The sequence below is a fragment of the Kolteria novifilia genome (genome assembly GCA_007748055.1).
GTDB classification, from domain to species: domain Bacteria; phylum Planctomycetota; class Planctomycetia; order Kolteriales; family Kolteriaceae; genus Kolteria; species Kolteria novifilia.
The window spans coordinates 5,690,124-5,708,285 of record CP036279.1; the positions used below are offsets into that span (position 1 = coordinate 5,690,124).

General features: G+C 62.1%; 15 protein-coding genes. 4 read left to right on the plus strand and 11 right to left on the minus strand.

What is annotated here, in order from left to right:
* Nucleotides 1-9 precede the first annotated feature (9 nt).
* A complete protein-coding gene (locus tag Pan216_RS20900) occupies nucleotides 10-1,104 on the plus strand; it encodes a DegT/DnrJ/EryC1/StrS family aminotransferase (RefSeq protein WP_145261031.1) in 1,095 nt (364 codons plus the stop codon).
* Between the two features lie 143 nt (nucleotides 1,105-1,247).
* Here Pan216_RS20900 and Pan216_RS20905 read toward each other — a convergent pair whose 3' ends face one another.
* The gene (locus tag Pan216_RS20905; protein WP_145261033.1) at nucleotides 1,248-2,174 is read right to left on the minus strand and encodes an NAD-dependent epimerase/dehydratase family protein; all 927 of its coding nucleotides are present in this window, start codon (nucleotides 2,172-2,174) and stop codon (nucleotides 1,248-1,250) included.
* A gap of 1,127 nt (nucleotides 2,175-3,301) precedes the next feature.
* Nucleotides 3,302-4,297, minus strand: a complete 996-nt coding sequence (locus tag Pan216_RS20910; RefSeq protein WP_145261035.1) for a DHH family phosphoesterase — start codon at nucleotides 4,295-4,297, stop codon at nucleotides 3,302-3,304.
* A 491-nt stretch (nucleotides 4,298-4,788) separates the two neighbouring features.
* Here Pan216_RS20910 and mtaB point away from each other — a divergent pair, with 491 nt between their 5' ends.
* A complete protein-coding gene (mtaB, locus tag Pan216_RS20915) occupies nucleotides 4,789-6,192 on the plus strand; it encodes a tRNA (N(6)-L-threonylcarbamoyladenosine(37)-C(2))-methylthiotransferase MtaB (RefSeq protein WP_419192800.1) in 1,404 nt (467 codons plus the stop codon).
* A 258-nt stretch (nucleotides 6,193-6,450) separates the two neighbouring features.
* On the opposite strand, the gene Pan216_RS20920 is transcribed toward mtaB, so the two are convergent.
* The 9 genes from Pan216_RS20920 to Pan216_RS20960 form a co-directional block, all read right to left on the minus strand.
* Nucleotides 6,451-7,386, minus strand: coding sequence for a hypothetical protein (locus tag Pan216_RS20920; protein ID WP_145261039.1), 936 nt, complete (start codon nucleotides 7,384-7,386; stop codon nucleotides 6,451-6,453).
* Between the two features lie 159 nt (nucleotides 7,387-7,545).
* A complete protein-coding gene (thrS, locus tag Pan216_RS20925; protein WP_145261041.1) occupies nucleotides 7,546-9,354 on the minus strand; it encodes a threonine--tRNA ligase in 1,809 nt (602 codons plus the stop codon).
* 149 nt (nucleotides 9,355-9,503) lie between these two features.
* On the minus strand, nucleotides 9,504-10,598 hold the full coding sequence (gene flhB, locus Pan216_RS20930; protein WP_145261042.1) for a flagellar biosynthesis protein FlhB: 1,095 nt from the start codon (nucleotides 10,596-10,598) through the stop codon (nucleotides 9,504-9,506).
* A gap of 10 nt (nucleotides 10,599-10,608) precedes the next feature.
* Nucleotides 10,609-11,403, minus strand: a complete 795-nt coding sequence (locus Pan216_RS20935) for a flagellar biosynthetic protein FliR (protein WP_145261044.1) — start codon at nucleotides 11,401-11,403, stop codon at nucleotides 10,609-10,611.
* 866 nt (nucleotides 11,404-12,269) lie between these two features.
* A complete protein-coding gene (gene fliQ, locus Pan216_RS20940; RefSeq protein ID WP_419192801.1) occupies nucleotides 12,270-12,536 on the minus strand; it encodes a flagellar biosynthesis protein FliQ in 267 nt (88 codons plus the stop codon).
* 55 nt (nucleotides 12,537-12,591) lie between these two features.
* Nucleotides 12,592-13,452 carry a flagellar type III secretion system pore protein FliP gene (gene fliP / locus Pan216_RS20945; RefSeq protein WP_145261046.1) on the minus strand — a complete coding sequence of 287 codons (861 nt, stop codon included), beginning with the start codon at nucleotides 13,450-13,452 and terminating at the stop codon, nucleotides 12,592-12,594.
* Entirely contained in the window at nucleotides 13,452-14,327 is an 876-nt protein-coding gene (locus Pan216_RS20950; protein WP_145261048.1) for a FliO/MopB family protein, read from the minus strand. Before Pan216_RS20950 ends, fliP begins: the two co-directional genes overlap by 1 nt.
* Before the next feature lie 318 nt (nucleotides 14,328-14,645).
* Nucleotides 14,646-15,107 (minus strand): flagellar motor switch protein FliN, encoded by a 462-nt coding sequence (gene fliN, locus Pan216_RS20955; RefSeq protein ID WP_419192802.1) that lies wholly within the window; start codon nucleotides 15,105-15,107, stop codon nucleotides 14,646-14,648.
* Between the two features lie 612 nt (nucleotides 15,108-15,719).
* On the minus strand, nucleotides 15,720-16,430 hold the full coding sequence (locus Pan216_RS20960) for an alpha/beta hydrolase (protein WP_145261049.1): 711 nt from the start codon (nucleotides 16,428-16,430) through the stop codon (nucleotides 15,720-15,722).
* A gap of 493 nt (nucleotides 16,431-16,923) precedes the next feature.
* Here Pan216_RS20960 and rpsL point away from each other — a divergent pair, with 493 nt between their 5' ends.
* Both rpsL and rpsG read left to right on the plus strand, forming a co-directional pair.
* Nucleotides 16,924-17,295: a 30S ribosomal protein S12 gene (gene rpsL, locus Pan216_RS20965; RefSeq protein WP_145261051.1), complete on the plus strand. Its 372-nt coding sequence runs from the start codon at nucleotides 16,924-16,926 to the stop codon at nucleotides 17,293-17,295.
* A gap of 110 nt (nucleotides 17,296-17,405) precedes the next feature.
* Complete coding sequence (gene rpsG / locus Pan216_RS20970; RefSeq protein WP_145264220.1) at nucleotides 17,406-17,894, plus strand: 30S ribosomal protein S7; 489 nt, start codon at nucleotides 17,406-17,408, stop codon at nucleotides 17,892-17,894.
* The last annotated feature ends 268 nt before the right edge of the window (nucleotides 17,895-18,162 follow it).

Consider the following 18,162-nt stretch of genomic DNA (forward strand, 5'->3'; position numbering starts at 1 on the left):
ACGACGCGGATGATCCCATTCTTTGATCCGCGACCCTCCCACGAGCGGCACCGACAAGCGATCAACGGCGCCGTTTTGCGCGTTTTGGGATCAAAAACGCTGCTCTTTGGTCAGGAATTGACCCAATTCGAGTCCGAATTTGCGCAAAACGTCGGCGTTTCAAACGCAATCGGCGTCCATTCGGGGACCGATGCGCTCCAGCTCGCTCTCACGAGTCTCGACCTCGGCCCCGACGCCGAAGTGATCACCACCGCCCACACCGCGGTCGCGACCGTCGCCGCGATCCGCTTGGCCGGCGCTCTTCCCAAGTTCCTCGACATCGATCCGAGGACCTGCTTGCTCGACTTGAACCGACTTGAAGAAGCGATCACGCCCAACACCCGCGCGATCGTCCCCGTCCACCTCTACGGCCAAGCGGTACCGATGGACGAACTACTCCAGATCGCTCGACGCCATCGTCTCGCGGTGGTCGAAGACTGTGCCCAGGCCTTCGGCGCCCGCTGGAAGGGAACCCCCGTCGGCACGTTCGGCGATGTCGGCTGCTTCTCCTTCTACCCGACCAAGAACCTCGGAGCCCTTGGCGATGGCGGCGCCTGTGTCACCAACGACACGGTCCTCGCGGAGTCGATTCGGTCACGACGACAGTACGGACTCGACGCAACCCGCCACGCCCGTTGCGAGGGTATCAACAGTCGGCTCGACGAGCTCCAAGCGGCGGTGCTTCGCGTCAAGTTGCGGGCGTTCCCAGAGGCACTGTCCCAGCGCGAACGCCGCGCGAAGCACTACCGCGACGCACTCGCGGGAGGGCCTTGGGATCTACCACTCGAAACCGAGTTCGCCCAGCACGCCTACCACCTCTTCGTGCTCCGTTGCCACGATCGCTCGCGGGTCATCGAGGCCCTCGACTCGGCGGGCATCGGCTGGGCGATCCACTATCCCGTCCCAATTCATCTGATGGACGCTTACCGGTCTTTTGGAGATGGCCCCGGGAGCCTTCCCGAAACCGAACGAGCCGCCAACGACGTCCTCTCTCTGCCTCTCTACGACGCGATGCCCGACGAGCATCTCAAGCGAATCATTGAGATCCTGCGGTCCCTTGCTTGACGAAGATCTGTCGCCGGGGCGCCATGCTCACGCTTGCGTGGGCATGCTTCAAAGACTCACGCTTGCGTGGGCATGCTTTGCCAACGGTCGTTCGGGACCAACACCGTGACTCGGTTCCCGACGCGTCCACTCCTCGACCAACCTCACCGAAACAATACTTGCCGGTAGTAACGAATCGTCCTTCGGATCCCGTCCGCGAGGGACGTGAACCTAAAGTCGGGAAACCGCTCGCGAAAGAGCTCGTCGTCGAGGATCTTGGTCGGAGCACCGTCGGGATAGCCAAGGTCGTGGCTCAACTCGACCCCGCCCCCAAGTTCCTCCACGATCAACCGCGCGATGACGTTGATCGAGTGCCCCTGGCGTTGGGCGATGTTGACCGGATCGATCTGGTCATCGCGATCCCACGAGGTCAGGAGGATCTTCGCGATGTCACCCACGTAGCACCACTCGCGCACCGGCCGACCGGATCCCCAGATCGTGAAGCGCCGCTCCCCTCGACGTCGCGTCTTTAGCATCCGAATGATCATGCCGTTGAGGGCGTGGACGCGGGTCGGATCGATGTCATCCCCCGGACCGTAGGCGTTGGGAACGAGCCAGTTGACGCTGCGGACGCCGTACTGGTCGCGGTAGCACGCGGCCAGCGCGTAGAGAAGCCGACGCGTCGGCGCGAAGGGAAGGACCGAATCGTGGACGGGCCCGTCGCGCCAGTCGGGCTCTCGCTGAAGAGCGGCGTCGCCGGGGTAGGCACTGTTGGAGACCGGCTGGACGATCGTCGTTTGGGGGCAGACCGCCCCGACCGCCTCGTAGAGGTTCACGAGCAGCCGGGCGTTGGTCGTCAGCATCGCCGCGGGCCGCCGGGCGGCATCGACAACGCCCCCCATGTCGGCGGCGCAGTTGACAATCACCTCGGGGCGAACCTGGTCGAGAAGTCGGGAACACCCATCGGCGTTGGCGAGATCGTGACCGAGTCGACGGGAGGCGAGCGAAAGTTCGCAGCCCAAACGCCTCGCGTGTCGCACCACGTGGCGTCCCAGGAAGCCGGTCGCTCCAAGCACGAGCACGCGAACCATGACGCCTCACCGAGTCTAGAAAACCCCTCCGGGGTTTTGGCAATTCGCGGGATCTCCCCACCCAGGGTGCGCTACGCGACCCTGGGCTTCATTAATCAATGCCTTCGGCATAGGGTCACAAATCCCACGACGCTGTTCGAACAACAATGCCAGATTCCCACGACGTGGTTCGAACAACAGAGTCTAGAAAACCCCTCCGGGGTTTTGGCGATTCGCGGGATCTCCCCACCCAGGGTGCGCTGCGCGACCCTGCGTTTCATTAATCAATGCCTTCGGCATAGGGACATAAATCCCACGACGTTGTTCGAACAACAATGCCAGATTCCCACGACGTGGTTCGAACAACAGAGTCTAGAAAACCCCTCCGGGGTTTTGGCAATTCGCGGGATCTCCCCACCCAGGGTGCGCTACGCGACCCTGGGCTTCATTAATCAATGCCTTCGGCATAGGGACACAAATCCCGCGACGTGGTTCGAACAACAGAGCCAGATTCCCACAACGTGGTTCGAACAACAGAGCCAGATTCCCGCGACGTGGTTCGAACAACAGAGTCTAGAAAACCCCTCCGGGGTTTTGGCGATTCGCGGGATCTCCCCACCCAGGGTGCGCTACGCGACCCTGGGCTTCATTAGTCAATGCCTTCGGCATAGGGACCGTCCGACAGCACATGCCAAACGGCGACGACGCTCGCCGTCGGAACAACAACGTCATTCATTTCCAGTCGACAACGCTGTTCATATTCCGAACGACAACGCTGTTCCCATTCCGAACGACAACGCTCTTCACATTCCGAACGGCAACGCTGGCTCATTCCGAACGACGACGCTGTTCACATTCCAAACGACAACGCTGTTCCCATTCCAAACGACAGCGCTGGCTCATTCCAAACGACAACGCTCTTCACATTCCGAACGACGACGCTGTTCATATTCCAAACGACGACGCTGTCATATTCCGAACGGCAACGCTGGCTCATTCCGAACGGCAACGCCGTTCTCTGATGAAGCCCAGGGTCGCGCTTCGCGCACCCTGGGTGTCAAACCGATCGAAACACCAACCCCGCAGGGGTTGTCTAATCGTCGGCAATCGCCCTGGCTCGAGACCCACTCCACCAACGAAAGGCGCCCCTACGTCGCCAGGGCCTTCATGCGTTCCTCTGTTCGGGCGACGATCTGGGAGACCGCGTCGTCGAGCGAAAGGGCGACGGTGGCGCCGGCGGCGGGACGGTGGCCGCCTCCGCCGAAGGTCTCGGCCAACTTGCTGCAGTCGAGCTCTCCCCGAGTCCGGAAACTCACCTTGGTACCGCCCCCCTGCTGTTCGATGAAGAGCAGCCCCGTCTCCACCCCCTTGATGCTCATCAGGTAATCGATGAAATCCTCGGTGTCCATCGGATGCGCGCAGACCTCGGTAATATCGCTTTGCCGCACCAAACCGACGGCAAGACGACCCTCGAGCTCGACCCGGAGCGAGGCGATCATCCGGCTGAGGAGCCGAAAACGTTCGATGCGGTTGCTACTGTAAAGCTCCCGATGGATCACGTGCGGCTCGGCGCCGTGCTCGACTAGGCTTCCCAACGCGCGAAAGACCTCGGGAGAGGTCGTCGGATGACGCATCCAACCCGTGTCGGTCGAAATGGCGACGAAGAGCGCCTGGGCCGACTGAGGCGTGAACTCGGCATGGAGGTGCTCGAAGGCATCGTAGATGAGCATTCCGCAAGCTGGAGCGGAGACGTCGACCAGCCGGAGCGCCTCGAGATCCTCGTCTTGGGAGCGATGATGGTCGATCACCACTTTGTCGGCCTCGAGCTGGCGGATGTAGGTTCCAAGCCCGGCCAACTGCGACCAGGTGCCGGTGTCGAGGACGATGAAGAGATCGGGATCCATCGGCGGCGTGCCGACCCCGTCGACTTGCGAGTCGACGCGCGAGCCATCCGGATCGAGAAACCGGTAGCGGTCGGGCGTCGGGCTCGGGTTGTAGATCGCGACCTCCTTGCCGCGCTGGACAAGCAGATCCGCAAGGGCCAGTTCCGAGCCGAGCGAGTCGCCGTCGGGGCGAACGTGACAGGTCAGTAGTACCCGCTCCGCCTTCTCGATGAGCCGATCAAGTTCGCGCCAATTCAACATGGTCACAACACCACCTATCGTGGACCCTCGGTCAATCGTCGAGCCACCTCGTCCCGAAATCACGCCCACTTGAAGAGGATAAATTCCCTACGAGAGAGGTTGCCCTTTGAGAGGGCGGGCAGCAAGCGGCGCCGTATTATAGAGGGGATGGAGCGTCCGTCGAGCCGGGCCGCCGGGTCTGGCCAGGGTGTGAGGTTGTGTGTCTGTTCACTAGCGGGTAACCCCGGTTGCTTCAATCGGGGCCGACGTAGTCGGCAGGAGATCTCGGGAAGATCCTCCGTTTGATCGTCGCCGCTGCGCCCGTTGTCCAACCTCCGCCCAAGACCTCTTGCGGCGACCCACGCCCGTCAGGAGCGGGGTGGTCCTGACTCCGCCCCGGTAGCACAGCAACCGGGGGTACCCAATTCAGAATCTGTGGGGTCCAGGAACGTTGGCGCCTCGATATGGGGCATGACACTGGGCCACGTGCTGTCCTTGGAGAAGGATTCTTCGTGAGCGAAACATTCACCATCCCCGCCGGAGAACTCGTCCAGATCTCCCTGCCCGGCAGCGACGCGACTCCCCCCGAGGAGCGGCCAATGCCGACCGAGCCGACCGGCCCCGTGTCGGGGTCGTTTCGCCTCGCCACCCTGGGATGCAAAGTCAACCAGTACGAGACCGAGTACGTCCGGGCATTGCTGCTCGAGAACGGCTATCGCGAGGCGGCCAAGGAAGAAGCCGCCAACATCGCCGTGATCAACACCTGCACCGTCACCGCCGAGAGCGATCGCAAGTCGCGCCAACTCGTCCGGCAATTCGCCCGCCGAAACCCCGAAGCCAAGATCGTCGTCATGGGCTGCTACGCGGCCAACGATCCCGAACGCCTGCGCCGCATGCCGGGCGTGGCCGCGGTCATCACCGACAAGAAGGATCTCGGCCACTCGCTACGTCCGTTCGGCGTCACCAAACAGGTCAAGGGCATCCGCCGCTTCGTCGGTCGGCATCGCGCGTTCGTGAAGGTCGCTGACGGCTGCCTACTCGATTGCACCTTCTGCATCATCCCCAAGGTTCGCCCCGGCTTCCTCAGTCGATCGGCCGACGACATCGTGGAGGAGGTTCGCGGGCTCATCGATGCCGGCTACCGCGAGATCGTCCTCGCGGGGATTCATCTCGGGCACTACGGGATCGATCTGAGCCAGGGACAGAAACGCGACCAGTGGTGTCGGCTCTGGCATCTGCTCGAGCGACTCGCCAATCTCGACGGCGAGTTCCGCTTGCGCCTCTCGAGCCTCGAAGCGACCGAGGTCACCGACGACTTCACCCGCGTGCTTGCCGACTATTCCGACCGGATCTGTCCGCACCTGCATCTCTCCATGCAAAGCGGCTCCAACGGCGTCCTCAAACGCATGAAGCGGCGCTACCGCATCGAACGGTTTCTCGATCGCTGCGACTTGCTCCGCGATCGTCTCGACGAACCCGCTTTTTCAACCGACGTGATCGTCGGCTTTCCCGGGGAAACGGAGGAGGAGTTCGAGGAGACAATTACCGCCTGCCGTTCGGCCGGGTTCGTCAAGATGCATCTTTTCCCCTTCAGCGCTCGCGAGGGGACGGTTGCCGCGTCGATGACCGACATGATCCCGAAGGATCGCATCAACGCTCGCCGTCAACGTCTGGCCGAGGTGGAGGAAGAGCTCAAGGTCGACTATTGCAAGCGACTGGAAGGCCGCCAACTCGAGATGCTGATCGAGCAGCCCGACGAGCACGAGCCAGGGATGATGCGCGGCACGGCATGTCGTTACGTTCCCTTGCGGCTCGCGACGATCCCCGAGTTGTCGGGCGAACTGGTTCCCGTGCGGGCGCTCAAGCTTCGCGACGGCGCGATGGATACCGATCCGATCGTCGACGAGTCCACGTAGCGAAGCTTCGTTCCCCTCTCCCGATGGGAGAGCAAGCCTCTTGTCCCCTCTCCCGATGGGAGAGGGGTTAGGGGTGAGGGGGTTCTCTTCCAACGAACCGCTTCGTTGCACAACACATTTCGTCCCCTCACCCAGCTTACTGCGTTCGCCGACCTCTCCCGAGCCAAGCCCACCAGGGTAGCTTGGCGCTCCTGGCTTGGAGAGGCTAGGAAAGGCTGACGCCTAGAGCTCGATGGACCAGTAGATTCACCTGCGGTGTCACGCCTCTTCAATCAATCGCTGGCGTTTCATCTCTTGGTCGGTCAGTTCACGGTCGCATTGGTTCAATCGCTGCCGGCATTCGTCGAGCAATTCGCGAACGCCCCGCACCGCGTCCTCGCACGAACTGGCGGCATTGCTGATCTCGCTCTGCACCATCCAGTCAGCGATCAATCCGTCGAAGAAATAGTCCGAGAACTGGAGCAGGCCGCTGAACTCGATCGAGATTTGTAGGCTGTGATCGGTGTGGGCGAGTTCCCGACGAAAGCGTCGCAGATGCAGTTGAGCGGTGCGGACATGATCGCGGGCCTGATCGAGATGCGAGTGCTTGGCCATCGTCGCCAGCATGCCGCCGCCGAGCATGTCGAAGTGGCCCCAGCCGCGAGCCGAGTCGAGCGACTCTCGCACCTGCTCGAGCGATTGGAGCGCCACCCGGCCGGCTTGCGCGGCCTCGACGAGTTCCTGCTTCTTGGCTTCGAGTTCTTCCGATCGCTGGCCGATTGCCTCAAGGCGGTTGGCGGCCCCGTTCGCGTTGTCGAGCGTGGCGGCCTTGGCCGCGAGGGCCGCGTCGTACTCCTCGTCGGCTCCGTCGAAGGACTCGAGCTCCGACTCGTAGCGGGCCCGGTCGGCTTCGGATTCCTTGATCGCCTCGAGGGCCTCTTCGTGCTTGATTTTCGCGGCGACGTATTCGCGGCGTTCCTTCTCGAGTTGCTCGTCACGGGTGCCGGCGAGGTACTGGAAGAGGGAGGTGAGGGTCATGCCCTCGAGAATCTCGACATCCTCCTTCTCGTCATCGAGTTCTACTCGCAACTCGTCGCAGCGTTCCCGTTGTTCGCGAATGTCCTCGCGAGCGCACGCCAACAGATCGACGAGACGCAGCTTGGCGAGCCGGCGTTCCTTCGCCTTGACTAGCTGCTCGTTGATCTCCTCTAGCATCGATTCCTCCAAGACGGACGGTCGCCCGAACGGTTCTCCACACGATGTTGTTCGCGGCAAGGGGAAGAAGATTGGGTCAAACGATCGTACCACGAACCGGGGCCGCCGGGGTGACGATCCGGACGGCCCGCTTGTCGAGGTCGTTGACGTGACGGGTCCTTAGTCAATCTTCGGCGGGAACCAGCGTGGGGTCGTGCCGTGGAAGGGGTCGTTCTCGGGACGCATCCGCTCGATGAGGTCCTCGACCGAGAGCGGGTCGAGTTGCTCGTTGCCGCGAAGTCGTGGGGCGACCTTTCCCTCCTCCGCCTCCCGCTTGCCGACGACGAGCAAGTAGGGAATGTGCATGGGAGCCGCATCGCGGATCTTGCGGTTGATCTTGTCGCTCTTGGTGTTGAGGTCGACGCGGAAGCCGGCCTCGAGCAGCTTGGTCGCAACCTCCTGGGCGTAGTCGTTGAGCTCGTCGGTGATTGGCAACACTCGGGCTTGGATCGGCGCCAGCCAGACGGGGAACGCGCCCGCGAAGTGCTCGATGAGAATCCCGAGGAAGCGATCGATCGACCCGTACAGGGCGCGATGGACCATGACCGCTCGATGGGACGCGTTGTCGGGGCCGATGTAGGTGAGGTCGAAGCGTTCGGGCAGCGCCATGTCGAGCTGGATGGTGCCGCACTGGTGCTTGCGATTGAGGGCGTCGCGGAGCATGAAGTCGATCTTCGGCCCGTAGAAGGCCCCCGCTCCCTCGTCGACCTCGTAGGGTTTGCCCCAACGATCGAGGGCGCCGCGCAGACCGTCGGTCGCTTTCTCCCACATTTCGTCCGAGCCGATCGTCTTTTCCTCGGGCTTGGTCGAAAGACAAAGTTCGTACTCGAGCCCGAAGACCGAGTAGATGGTGTCGGCCAAGTCGATGACGCCGACGATCTCGTCGGTGATCTGTTCGGGGGTCATGAAGATGTGGGCATCGTCCTGGGTGAAGGCCCGAACGCGGCGCAGTCCGTCGAGCGCCCCCGACATCTCGTGACGATGAACGTGGCCCAGTTCGCCGACGCGCAGAGGGAGTTCGCGGAAGCTCTTGGGCGACTCGTTGTAAACGAGCATGCCGCCGGGACAATTCATCGGCTTGACCGCGCAGTCCTCCTCGTCGATCTGGAGGGTGTACATGTTCTCGCGGTAGTTGAACCAGTGGCCGGAGGTTTCCCACAGCTTGCGATCGAGGATGGTGGGGGTCTCGATGAAGACGTAGCCGCGCATCCGGTGCAACCGCTTCCAGAAGTCGAGCAACGCGTCTTTGACCGCGACGCCGTGGGGCAAATAGAAGGGATTGCCGCGGGCTTCGTCGTGGAAGCTGAAGAGGCCCATCTGCTTGCCGACGACGCGGTGATCGCGTTTTTCGGCCTCGGCACGCCAGAAGAGATAGTCGTTGAGTTCTTCCTTGGTGGCGAACGCGACGCCGTAGATCCGGGTGAGCGAGGGGCGACTCGAGTCGCCGAGCCAGTAGGCCCCGGAGGTGCGGTCAATCTTGAAAATGTTGGGTTTGAGGTCGCGGGTCTTCTCAACGTGGGGACCCTCGCACAAGTCGTCGAAGGGTCCGTTGGTGTAGAAGCTCACTTCCGCGTTGCCAGCTTCCTTGAGCCGCTGGCAGTGCTCGACCTTGTAGACCTCGCCGCGTCCGGTCAGGTACTCGAGGGCCTCGTCGACGGGCAGGACGCGTTTCTCGAACTGTTGATTCTCTTTGAGAATCGCCCGCATCCGCTTTTGAATCTCGGGGAGATCCTCCTCGCCGAGGGCTTCCTCGTCGCCGAAGTCGAAGTCGTAGTAGAAGCCGTTGTCGATCGGCGGACCGAACGCGAGCTTGGCGTTGGGGCGCATCTGCAGCACGGCCTGGGCGAGGACATGCGCCAGCGAATGGCGGATCTTGTAGAGGTCGTCCTTGACTTTCGGGGCCTTCTCCCGAACGGCTTCTGGGCTCATCTCGCGTCGGTTCCTTCATGATCATCGAGCCGCACGCACTCGCGGCGGGCCATGCGGTCGCGCATCCTACCATTTTCACAACCCAGCCCCGCCGGGCAACCCCAGGCACAATCTCCCGAGAGAAGGGACACGCCACCGTCCGCCCAGGTTCAGGCGTCCCCCCGTCCGTGACGCATGTCCGAGGAGCGGCGGCCGGAGATCTGGTAAACGTACGCGAGGATTTCGGCGACCGCCTGGAAGGTATCCTCCGGGATCATTCGGTCGAGCGTCGCGCTCTTGAACAAGTAGCGTGCCAACGGCTTGTTTTCGATGATCGGGATGCCGTTTTCGTTCGCCAGTTCGCGGATGCGCTGAGCGATGTTTCCCGCGCCAAGCGCCACGACCATGGGAGCGTCCATCTCGTCGACGTTGTACTTGAGGGCGACGGCGATCTCGGTCGGGTTGGTGATGACGACTTCGGCCTCGGGGACGGCCTGCATCATCCGCTGACGGGCCAATTCCGCCTGGATCTGCCGCCGACGCGACTTGATCTGCGGGTCACCCTCGACGTCCTTGCCCTCCTCCTTCACCTCCTGGCGCGTCATCTTCATGTCGCGTTCGTTCTGGTAGATCTGAAAGGCGTAGTCCGCCGCCCCAAGCGTCAACAGGACCGCGACCAGCGAGTAGCCGAGCGTGAGAAACCGATTGAACGCGTAGCCCCCCATCACCGGAAAGGGCATCCCGAGCAGCGCGCTCAGCGGCAACAGCTCGCCGGAGATGAAGAGATACGCGACGGTGCCGACCACCGCGACCTTGGCCAAATCGGTCGCGACCCGCACCAGAGTCCGCGTCGAGAAGATCCGCTGAAAGCCGTTGATCGGATTGATCGCGTTGAGGTTGAAGTAGTTTTTGTCGTAAGCGAGCAACAAGCCGCGGGTTTGGAAGATGTTAACCCCCAACGCCGTTGCCACCAGGATCGAGAGGATCGGCAGCAGTGCCAAAAACGCGAGGATCGCGAGTTTCGCGATCTCGATCCGCACCCGTTCGATGCTCAAGTCGAGCCAGGGCGTTCCCAGGCAGTAGCGGAGCACGCGAATCGCCTCGCCGAGCATCATCAACCCGAAGACGTGAAAGCTGACGACCGCGGCGAGCAGGATCGCGGCGCCGTTGAGATCGCGACTGGTCGCGACTTGACCACGATTGCGGGCTTGCTCCCGCCGCCGTGGCGTCGCTGACTCGGTCCTCTCGCCTACGTCCTCCGCCATCGTTCTCCGCTCACTCGGAAGTCAGGTTGTCGATCGCCAGGTACGCCGAGCCGAACGCGTCGGCCATTTGATCGGCGAAGACGACGCCCGCCGCTCGAATCGTCGTCATCACGATGAAGGTGCCCAGCAGAATCCGAACCGCGAACCCGATCGAGAGGAAGTTGAGCTGGGGCACCGTCCGGCCCACAAATCCCATCGCGATCTCGGTCATCACCAGCGCGATCGTCCCCGGAGCGGCGACGCGGACGGCGAACTGCATCGTTTGCTGGAAGAAACTCATCACCAACTCGAACACCGACGCGTGCAACGTGACCTCGCCGACCGGAATGAGCCGAAAGCTGTCGAGCAGCGCGGCGAACATCTCGCGGTCCCCCCCCATGCCGAGAAAGATGTAGGTCGCGACCGTGACGTAGACCGCCGCGAGCGTCGAGGCTTGCTCATCGAGTTGCGGATTGAAGATGTTCGCTAGCGCCAAACCCATCTGCTGACCGACGACTTGTCCCGCCAACTGCAAAGCCTGGATCATCATTCGGAGCATGTTGCCGACCGTGAACCCAACGAGGAGTTCCCCGGCCATCATGAAGATGATGTCGACCATGTTTTGCGGCGTCAACGAGGGGGCCTGGGTCGCGCCGGTCACCATGAACGAAATCGCCAACACGAGGTAGATGCGCAGCGACGTGGGAAAGGAGTTGCCCGAGATGAGCGGGCCGAAGAGGACGATCCCCGCGACCCGGGTCATGACCAGCACGAACGTCGTGATCTCCAGTTGAAGAAAGTCGATCAACGAGAGAGGAGCGTTCATGATGGCCCATTCGGTCGATGGCGAAAGGGAGGCGTCGCCTCTTCGTCCATGTATTGGTCCACTGCCCGACCTCTCCCCGTGGGAGAGGTCGTCATGTGTTCCCCTCTCCCCGTGGGAGAGGTCGTCATGTGTTCCCCTCTCCCCGTGGGAGAGGTCGTCATGTGTTCCCCTCTCCCCGTGGGAGAGGTCGTCATGTGTTCCCCTCTCCCCGTGGGAGAGGTCGTCATGTGTTCCCCTCTCCCCGTGGGAGAGGTCGTCATGTGTTCCCCTCTCCCCGTGGGAGAGGTCGTCATGTGTTCCCCTCTCCCCGTGGGAGAGGTCGTCATGTGTTCCCCTCTCCCCGTGGGAGAGGTCGTCATGTGTTCCCCTCTCCCCGTGGGAGAGGTCGTCATGTGTTCCCCTCTCCCCGTGGGAGAGGTCGTCATGTGTTCCCCTCTCCCCGTGGGAGAGGTCGTCATGTGTTCCCCTCTCCCCGTGGGAGAGGTCGTCATGTGTTCCCCTCTCCCCGTGGGAGAGGGGTTAGGGGTGAGGGGGTTCATCATCAACGATTGACTCTGTTTCACCGAATCATCTCTCCCTCACCCGGCTCCCCGCATTCACCCGTGGATGTCCGTTCTCGAATGACTTGCGACTCCCGCATGCCCACGCAAGCGTGGGCATGGCACCCAAGAGACTCCGGATGACGACATGAACGATCGGAACGCTAACAGCCCGTTGATCTATTCGCTGCCGGCTGCGAACGGCTCTATTGACCAATCTCGGCGTTCGAAAAACTCGACGAATCTACGGATTCGCCTGCGATTCTCCTCCTTGATCTTGGCCAACATGGCTCGTTCTCGCCTTGGCCCGCTTAAATCAACGGACTGCTAAAAGCGACTCGGAATCGTCAAGTAGAGGTCGGTCGTGAACTCCGTCACGTGCGTCATGATCCAGGGCAGCGCGAGAATCACCACCGCGAGCGTCACGAGGATCTTCGGAACAAACGAGAGGGTCTGTTCCTGAATCGACGTGATCGACTGAAAGAGACTCACTGTCAGTCCCACGATCATGCCCGTCACCATCGCCGGCATCGCGACCAGTAGGGTCACGTAGAGGGCCGAACGGCCCAAATCGGTCGCGGTCTCAATGGTCACGACAACATCTCCATCCCTGAGTCGGTCTCATCCCAGTCGGCGCGAGTCATCACCCTCACCCACCCGTCGTCGACACGTAGTCGGTCAACGGCGAGAAGCTAATCAGCAGGGTCTCGGCGATCAGCCGCCAACCATCGACGAGAACGAACAAAAGGAGCTTGAAGGGGAGCGAAATCAGCACCGGCGGCAACATCATCATGCCCATGCTGACCAAGATCGACGAAATGGCCATGTCGATGATCAGGAACGGGAGAAAGAGCTGAAAGCCGATCAGGAACGCGGTCCGCAGTTCGCTCAGCAAGTACGCCGGCAGTAGGACGCTTAGCGGTACGTCGTCGTAAGTCTGGATCGAATCGGCGTCGATCGTCGGGTTGTAGTCGACGAAGAGCCAGACATCGTCCTGGTTGCTGGTATTTTCGATCTGCTGGGCCATGAAGTCGCGTAGCGGGTCGATCAGTCCCGCCATCAACTGATCCGCGTCGATGCGCCCTTCTGAATAGGGAACGACGGCATTCTCGTACATGTTCTCGCCGATCGGCATCATGATGTGAAACGTCATGAAGAGCGCGATCGTGGTCAGGACGCTACTCGGCGGTAGTTGCTGCGTCCCCAGAGCCTGTCGCGTGATCGACAAGACGATGATGATCCGGACGAACGAGGTCGTCATGATGATGATCGCCGGCGCCAACGTGAGCACCGTCAGCAACAGGAAGAGGATCATGGTGTTGGTCAGCCGCCGCGGACCAAACCACTCCTCGAGTTCCGGGGGCTGGAGTTGTCCCAGAATCTGCGCCGGATCGGCGACCGCCGCCCCCTGCTGCTGTGCGAAGGCCGGCATCGGCGCCGCGAGCACCACAAGGAGAGCCAGCGAGGCGATCGAAAGCCAACGCGACGTTCGGTCCCGGTTGCCCGCCATCAGGAATTGGCCCTCGCTTTCCAGTCGAGGATGGTCTTGCGTACGTCCTGAAGTTGCTCGGAGAAGCTGCTCGAGGCTGGCTTTCCAGCCTCCTCGGCGTTCGGCGGCTCGACGATATCGTTCTCGGGCTCGATGTCGCTCGAGAAGGACTGCCGCCCGCCGGCGAACATGTCGCGAAAGGCCTTGGTCGTCGACTTTGGCTGCGCTTGCATGCACTGGCCCTTGAGGACGTCGATCTCCTCGGGATCGGTGATCTCCGTGAGCGTCTGCATGCGATCGCCCGAATAGCCAACGAGCAGGATGCGTCCGCCACAGCGGACGAGACAGACGGCGTGCTTCGGCGAGAGCAAGGAACGATGGAGTACGTGAACCGGGCCGCCATCGTCCGGAAGGCTACTCATGCCAGGGACGATCCGCTTGAGAGCCCGGCTGCTTCCGAAGATCAGGCAAAGGACAATCACCAGGCCCGCGCCAGTCGTGACCCACCAGGCCCACTGCCGAGCGGCGAAACCCTTCTCGCCTTGAGGAGAACTCGTCGCGTCCTTCTCTCGGGGTCGCAGGCGCGTCGGCTGGCGACGGGGCGACACGGCCAAGGAAGTTCCCTGCTCGGTTGCGTTGTCGGCGGCTTTCCGAACCTCGGGAGTGACCGCGACGGAGGCCGCTGGGCGGACCATCGGGTCGACCCGCTCAATGCGGGCCGCGGGTGGTTGAGGGGTAGCGGCATCCGCTCGCGGAATTCGCCTTGTCGCCGAGCCCGAGTCAACCGCATAGGGTGCGGGCGGCTCGTTGGCGACTGCGGTGGGAACGTTGGCGCTGGCTTTGGTCTCGCCCGCCCCAAGAATGAGGAGGGCGACAAACGCCGAGGTGATGGTCATGGTGCGGCACTCCCTTGCCTACTCCCCAACGGAGGGGACGGCGTGATCGCACCGTCGCGGGCGCGTCACTGGCCCCGAAACCGATCCTTGGTTCCGGGTTCGACTCCCAGCCCCCTTCGATGGATCCCATCGCAAGAGGCGGCCTGAAAGCCCTCGAATGCGAGATGCGATGTCGAACGAAGCACCGTCCGACCGACGATGCTTGCCCGAACCCTAGCGCGCCGGTCCAACTTAAAGTTGGTTTCGGTCTTGCCCTAACCCTTTGGCACTAGCTGACAAGCAGCCCGTGGCACCCTAACATTTCAGTAGACCAAAGCACTAGCTGCCCGCTTCCGGCTTGTCACGGCCGATGATCTCGGAAATGCGGACGCAAAAATTGTCGTTGAGCACGAGAACCTCGCCGCGCGCCAACAGCTGACCGTTGACGTAGACGTCGACCGGGTCCCCGGCGAGCTTTTCGAGTGGCACGATCGACCCGTCGCGGAGCTTGAGGACATCCTCGATGTACATCCGGGTGCGTCCGAGTTCGACGCGGACGTTCAAGTCGACGTCGGCGATCAAGCTCAAGTCATCATCAAGGCCGCCCGCTTGTTCCGCGGAGCCGAGTTCGGGAGTCTGAAAGGGCTGGACGTCGAGTTGCCCAATATTGGGAGCGGGAGCCGCATCCGACGGAGGTGCCGGAGCCCCGGCAGCCCCTTGATCGGGCTGGGCGTCGCCTCCCATCGAGCCGAAGAGCTGTTCGATCTCCGACTGGTCTAGCAGTCCCTCGTCGCCACCCACTCTTCCGAAGCCTCCCAAACTTCCAGGCTGATCGTTTGATGGCTAGGCGAGAAATCTCGCCCTTCTTGTCATTCAAACACGCGCCCAGAGATGGGTCAAGCCTTCTGAGGCTACCTCCGGGTCGGAGACGTCCCTCAATCCGGCGCCCCTTCGGGGCTCAGATGGTGCGCGAGACCAGCCGAGTCGTTGCCCCCTGGCGAGTCACCCCTGTCGCTTCGCGGCTCAAGATTGGCCACCGTGCTCTGTTCCAACTGGAAACTAGACTCCGTCTCAATTCTTGGCACTGGCTTCGACTCGCTACATCGGCACGGGACTTTGTCGGGCTGCGCCGAATGGCTGATTCTCGGGCGGACGACCCAATCTTGAGACGAAGCCTGGTGCGGGTATCGTCTTAACCTTTTGGCACTGGCTGACAAGCAGCCAGTGGCCCCCAACGCGAACGTCTCACGGCGAGAAGCTTTTAGGGAGATGGTCGCGCCAGAAGGGCCGAACCGTGAGGGAGAGGCCAGAGAGCGGCATGATCCGAAGTGGGCCGCCCATTGGACAGCCCGCCGAATAGCCCTAAACCAAGACAGCAAAAGATCTTACCACGCAGAGAAGAGCCGAATGGTCTCAGAGCGTGGAGGAGTGGCAAGACTCGATCAGCCAGTGATCGACGTCCCGAAGCATCGAGGGCTGTAAGCGGTGCCCCGCCCCATAGGTTCGCAGCGTCACGTCGAGCCCGGCGGTGTAGAGGAGCCGGTAGGCGTCGGCGGCGTGCTGAACCGGAACGTGCGCGTTCTCCTGGGCATGCCCAATAAAGACGCGCGGATTGCCCGCGGCCCGAACCCGACCCAATGGAAGACGTCCCGAGGGGAGCCAGCCATTGAGAGCGACCATCCCGGCGAACTTTTCCGGGAACATGACGCCGAGACGGTACGCGACCGTCGCTCCCTCACAGAATCCCGCGAGGAAGATGCGTTCGGAGTGGATGTTGTACGACTGCATCGTTTGACGGATCGCGGCGAGAACGTAGTCCTCGATCAATCCGTCGGAACGCCGGTGACGTCCCCAACTGTAGCCACGGCGACCGTCCTGCCGGTTGACGGCGTGAGGGCCCCGCAGGCTGATGCCGATGTAGTTTCGCCGACTCAGTGAGGCGATCGAGTTGGTCCACTGCGTTTCCGTCTCGCCGTGGCCATGAAGGAAGACCACCAGGGGATAGGGATAACGTGGCTCGTAGGCTTGAGGAAGGAAGAGCGCCACAGGGCGACGGTCATTCTCTTCTTCGAGTCGACGGTGGTAGACCCCCTCTTCGAAGATGGTTGGTGCTCGCTCAAGCATCCGCGATCTCTCCCGGGACCTGACGCCGTAATTGATTCTAACCGGACCACCGCTACTTGGCTTCACCTCGGGAAGCGATCAAGTCGTCTCCCCTGACCAAGTGATAAACAAATTAGGTCGTCTCCCACGGGGTGTCAACGCATCTGCACCTGCAAATGGTTGCCCAGACGCGGCTTGCCTCGATTTTAGTTCCGATGGTATCGGCTGCAAGGAATGGGGCCGCCACGGCAACTAGTCCGATCTCCGGTGACCGGCGAATGTTGGGGAACTTCGCCAAGGAGTGCGGTTCTGTGAACCAGTGCGGATAGAGGGGCCGTCGCGGGGAGCGAACGAACCATGGGCCTCGGCCCCGGTCGTGATCGTTTCCCCCTTCCGTGCCCATCCCTAGGTATCACGAGATCAGCACATTCGCGGCAGCGCCTTGCCGATCCCCCATGCAACTCTTATACTGACCGATCTGGCAGATGATAGCCCAAGGGATGCGCTTAGCTCGATGCCGACGATCAACCAATTGTGCCGTAAAGGCCGCGTAAAACAGGTCAAGCGGACCAAGTCTCCCGTGCTGGAGGCCTGCCCGCAAAAGCGGGGTGTCTGTCTTCAGGTGAAGACGATGACCCCCAAGAAGCCGAACTCCGCGTTGCGGAAGATCGCTCGTGTGCGGCTCTCCAACGGCAAGGAAGTCACCGCTTACATTCCCGGTGAGGGTCATAACCTCCAAGAACACTCGATCGTGCTAATTCGCGGCGGTCGTGTTCGTGACCTCCCGGGTGTTCGCTACCACATTGTCCGGGGCGTGCTCGACACCCAAGGTGTCGGCGATCGGAAGCAGGCCCGCTCGAAGTACGGCAACAAACGCCCCAAATAAGACCATCCGTTCGGCTCCGGGACAGGTCCTCGACCAAGGTCCGTCCCCGCGACGAGCGTTGCTCGGGAGTTCCGACGGCCTTCAAGCATGGGAATTAGTTCGTCATGACGATGAGAAAACCGACGGCAAGCCGTTCACAACTGCGACCCGACGCCCGGTTCAACAGCCGGCTGGTCAGCAAGTTCGTCAACTGCATGATGTGGGACGGGAAGAAGACCACCGCGATCCGGATCTTCTACCGCGCCATGGATGAGATGGAGCGTCGACTCTCCACTCGCGGCGGCCCCGGCGAGGGGGGCATTCTTGAGGTCTTCCTCCAGGCGGTCGACAACGTCAAGCCCGCCGTCGAGATCCAATCGAAGCGTGTTGGTGGTGCCACCTACCAAGTTCCGGTTCGGGTCTCCACCGAGCGTCAGCAGGCTCTGGCGATCCGCTGGATCATCCAGGCCGCCCGCGGCAAGAAGGGTCGCCCGATGCACCTGAAGCTCGCCGACGAGTTGCTCGCCGCCTACCGTCGCGAGGGTGAAGCGATGACCAAGCGGGAGAACGTTCACCGCATGGCCGACGCCAACAAGGCGTTCGCCCACTTCGCCCACTAGGACGGCGCGGCCAGGGTTCGCCCCGGCTCGACCCCTGGGCAATACGATATCCGTGGACGGAGGAGACCTCTCTTGGGAGATCTCCTCCGTTTCTTTTTGTAAAGAAGGTTTGAACGAATCCCCTCCATTGAGTGTCCGATGGAAGAGGTCGTCCCTCCCGACGAACGTGACCGTGCCGATCGCTGGCCCCGCCGGCGACGTCCCGCGACTCCGGGAGGTGCCCCCGAATAGGTTCCCGAGGGCTCGCGACAACACGCCCTCCCCTCGA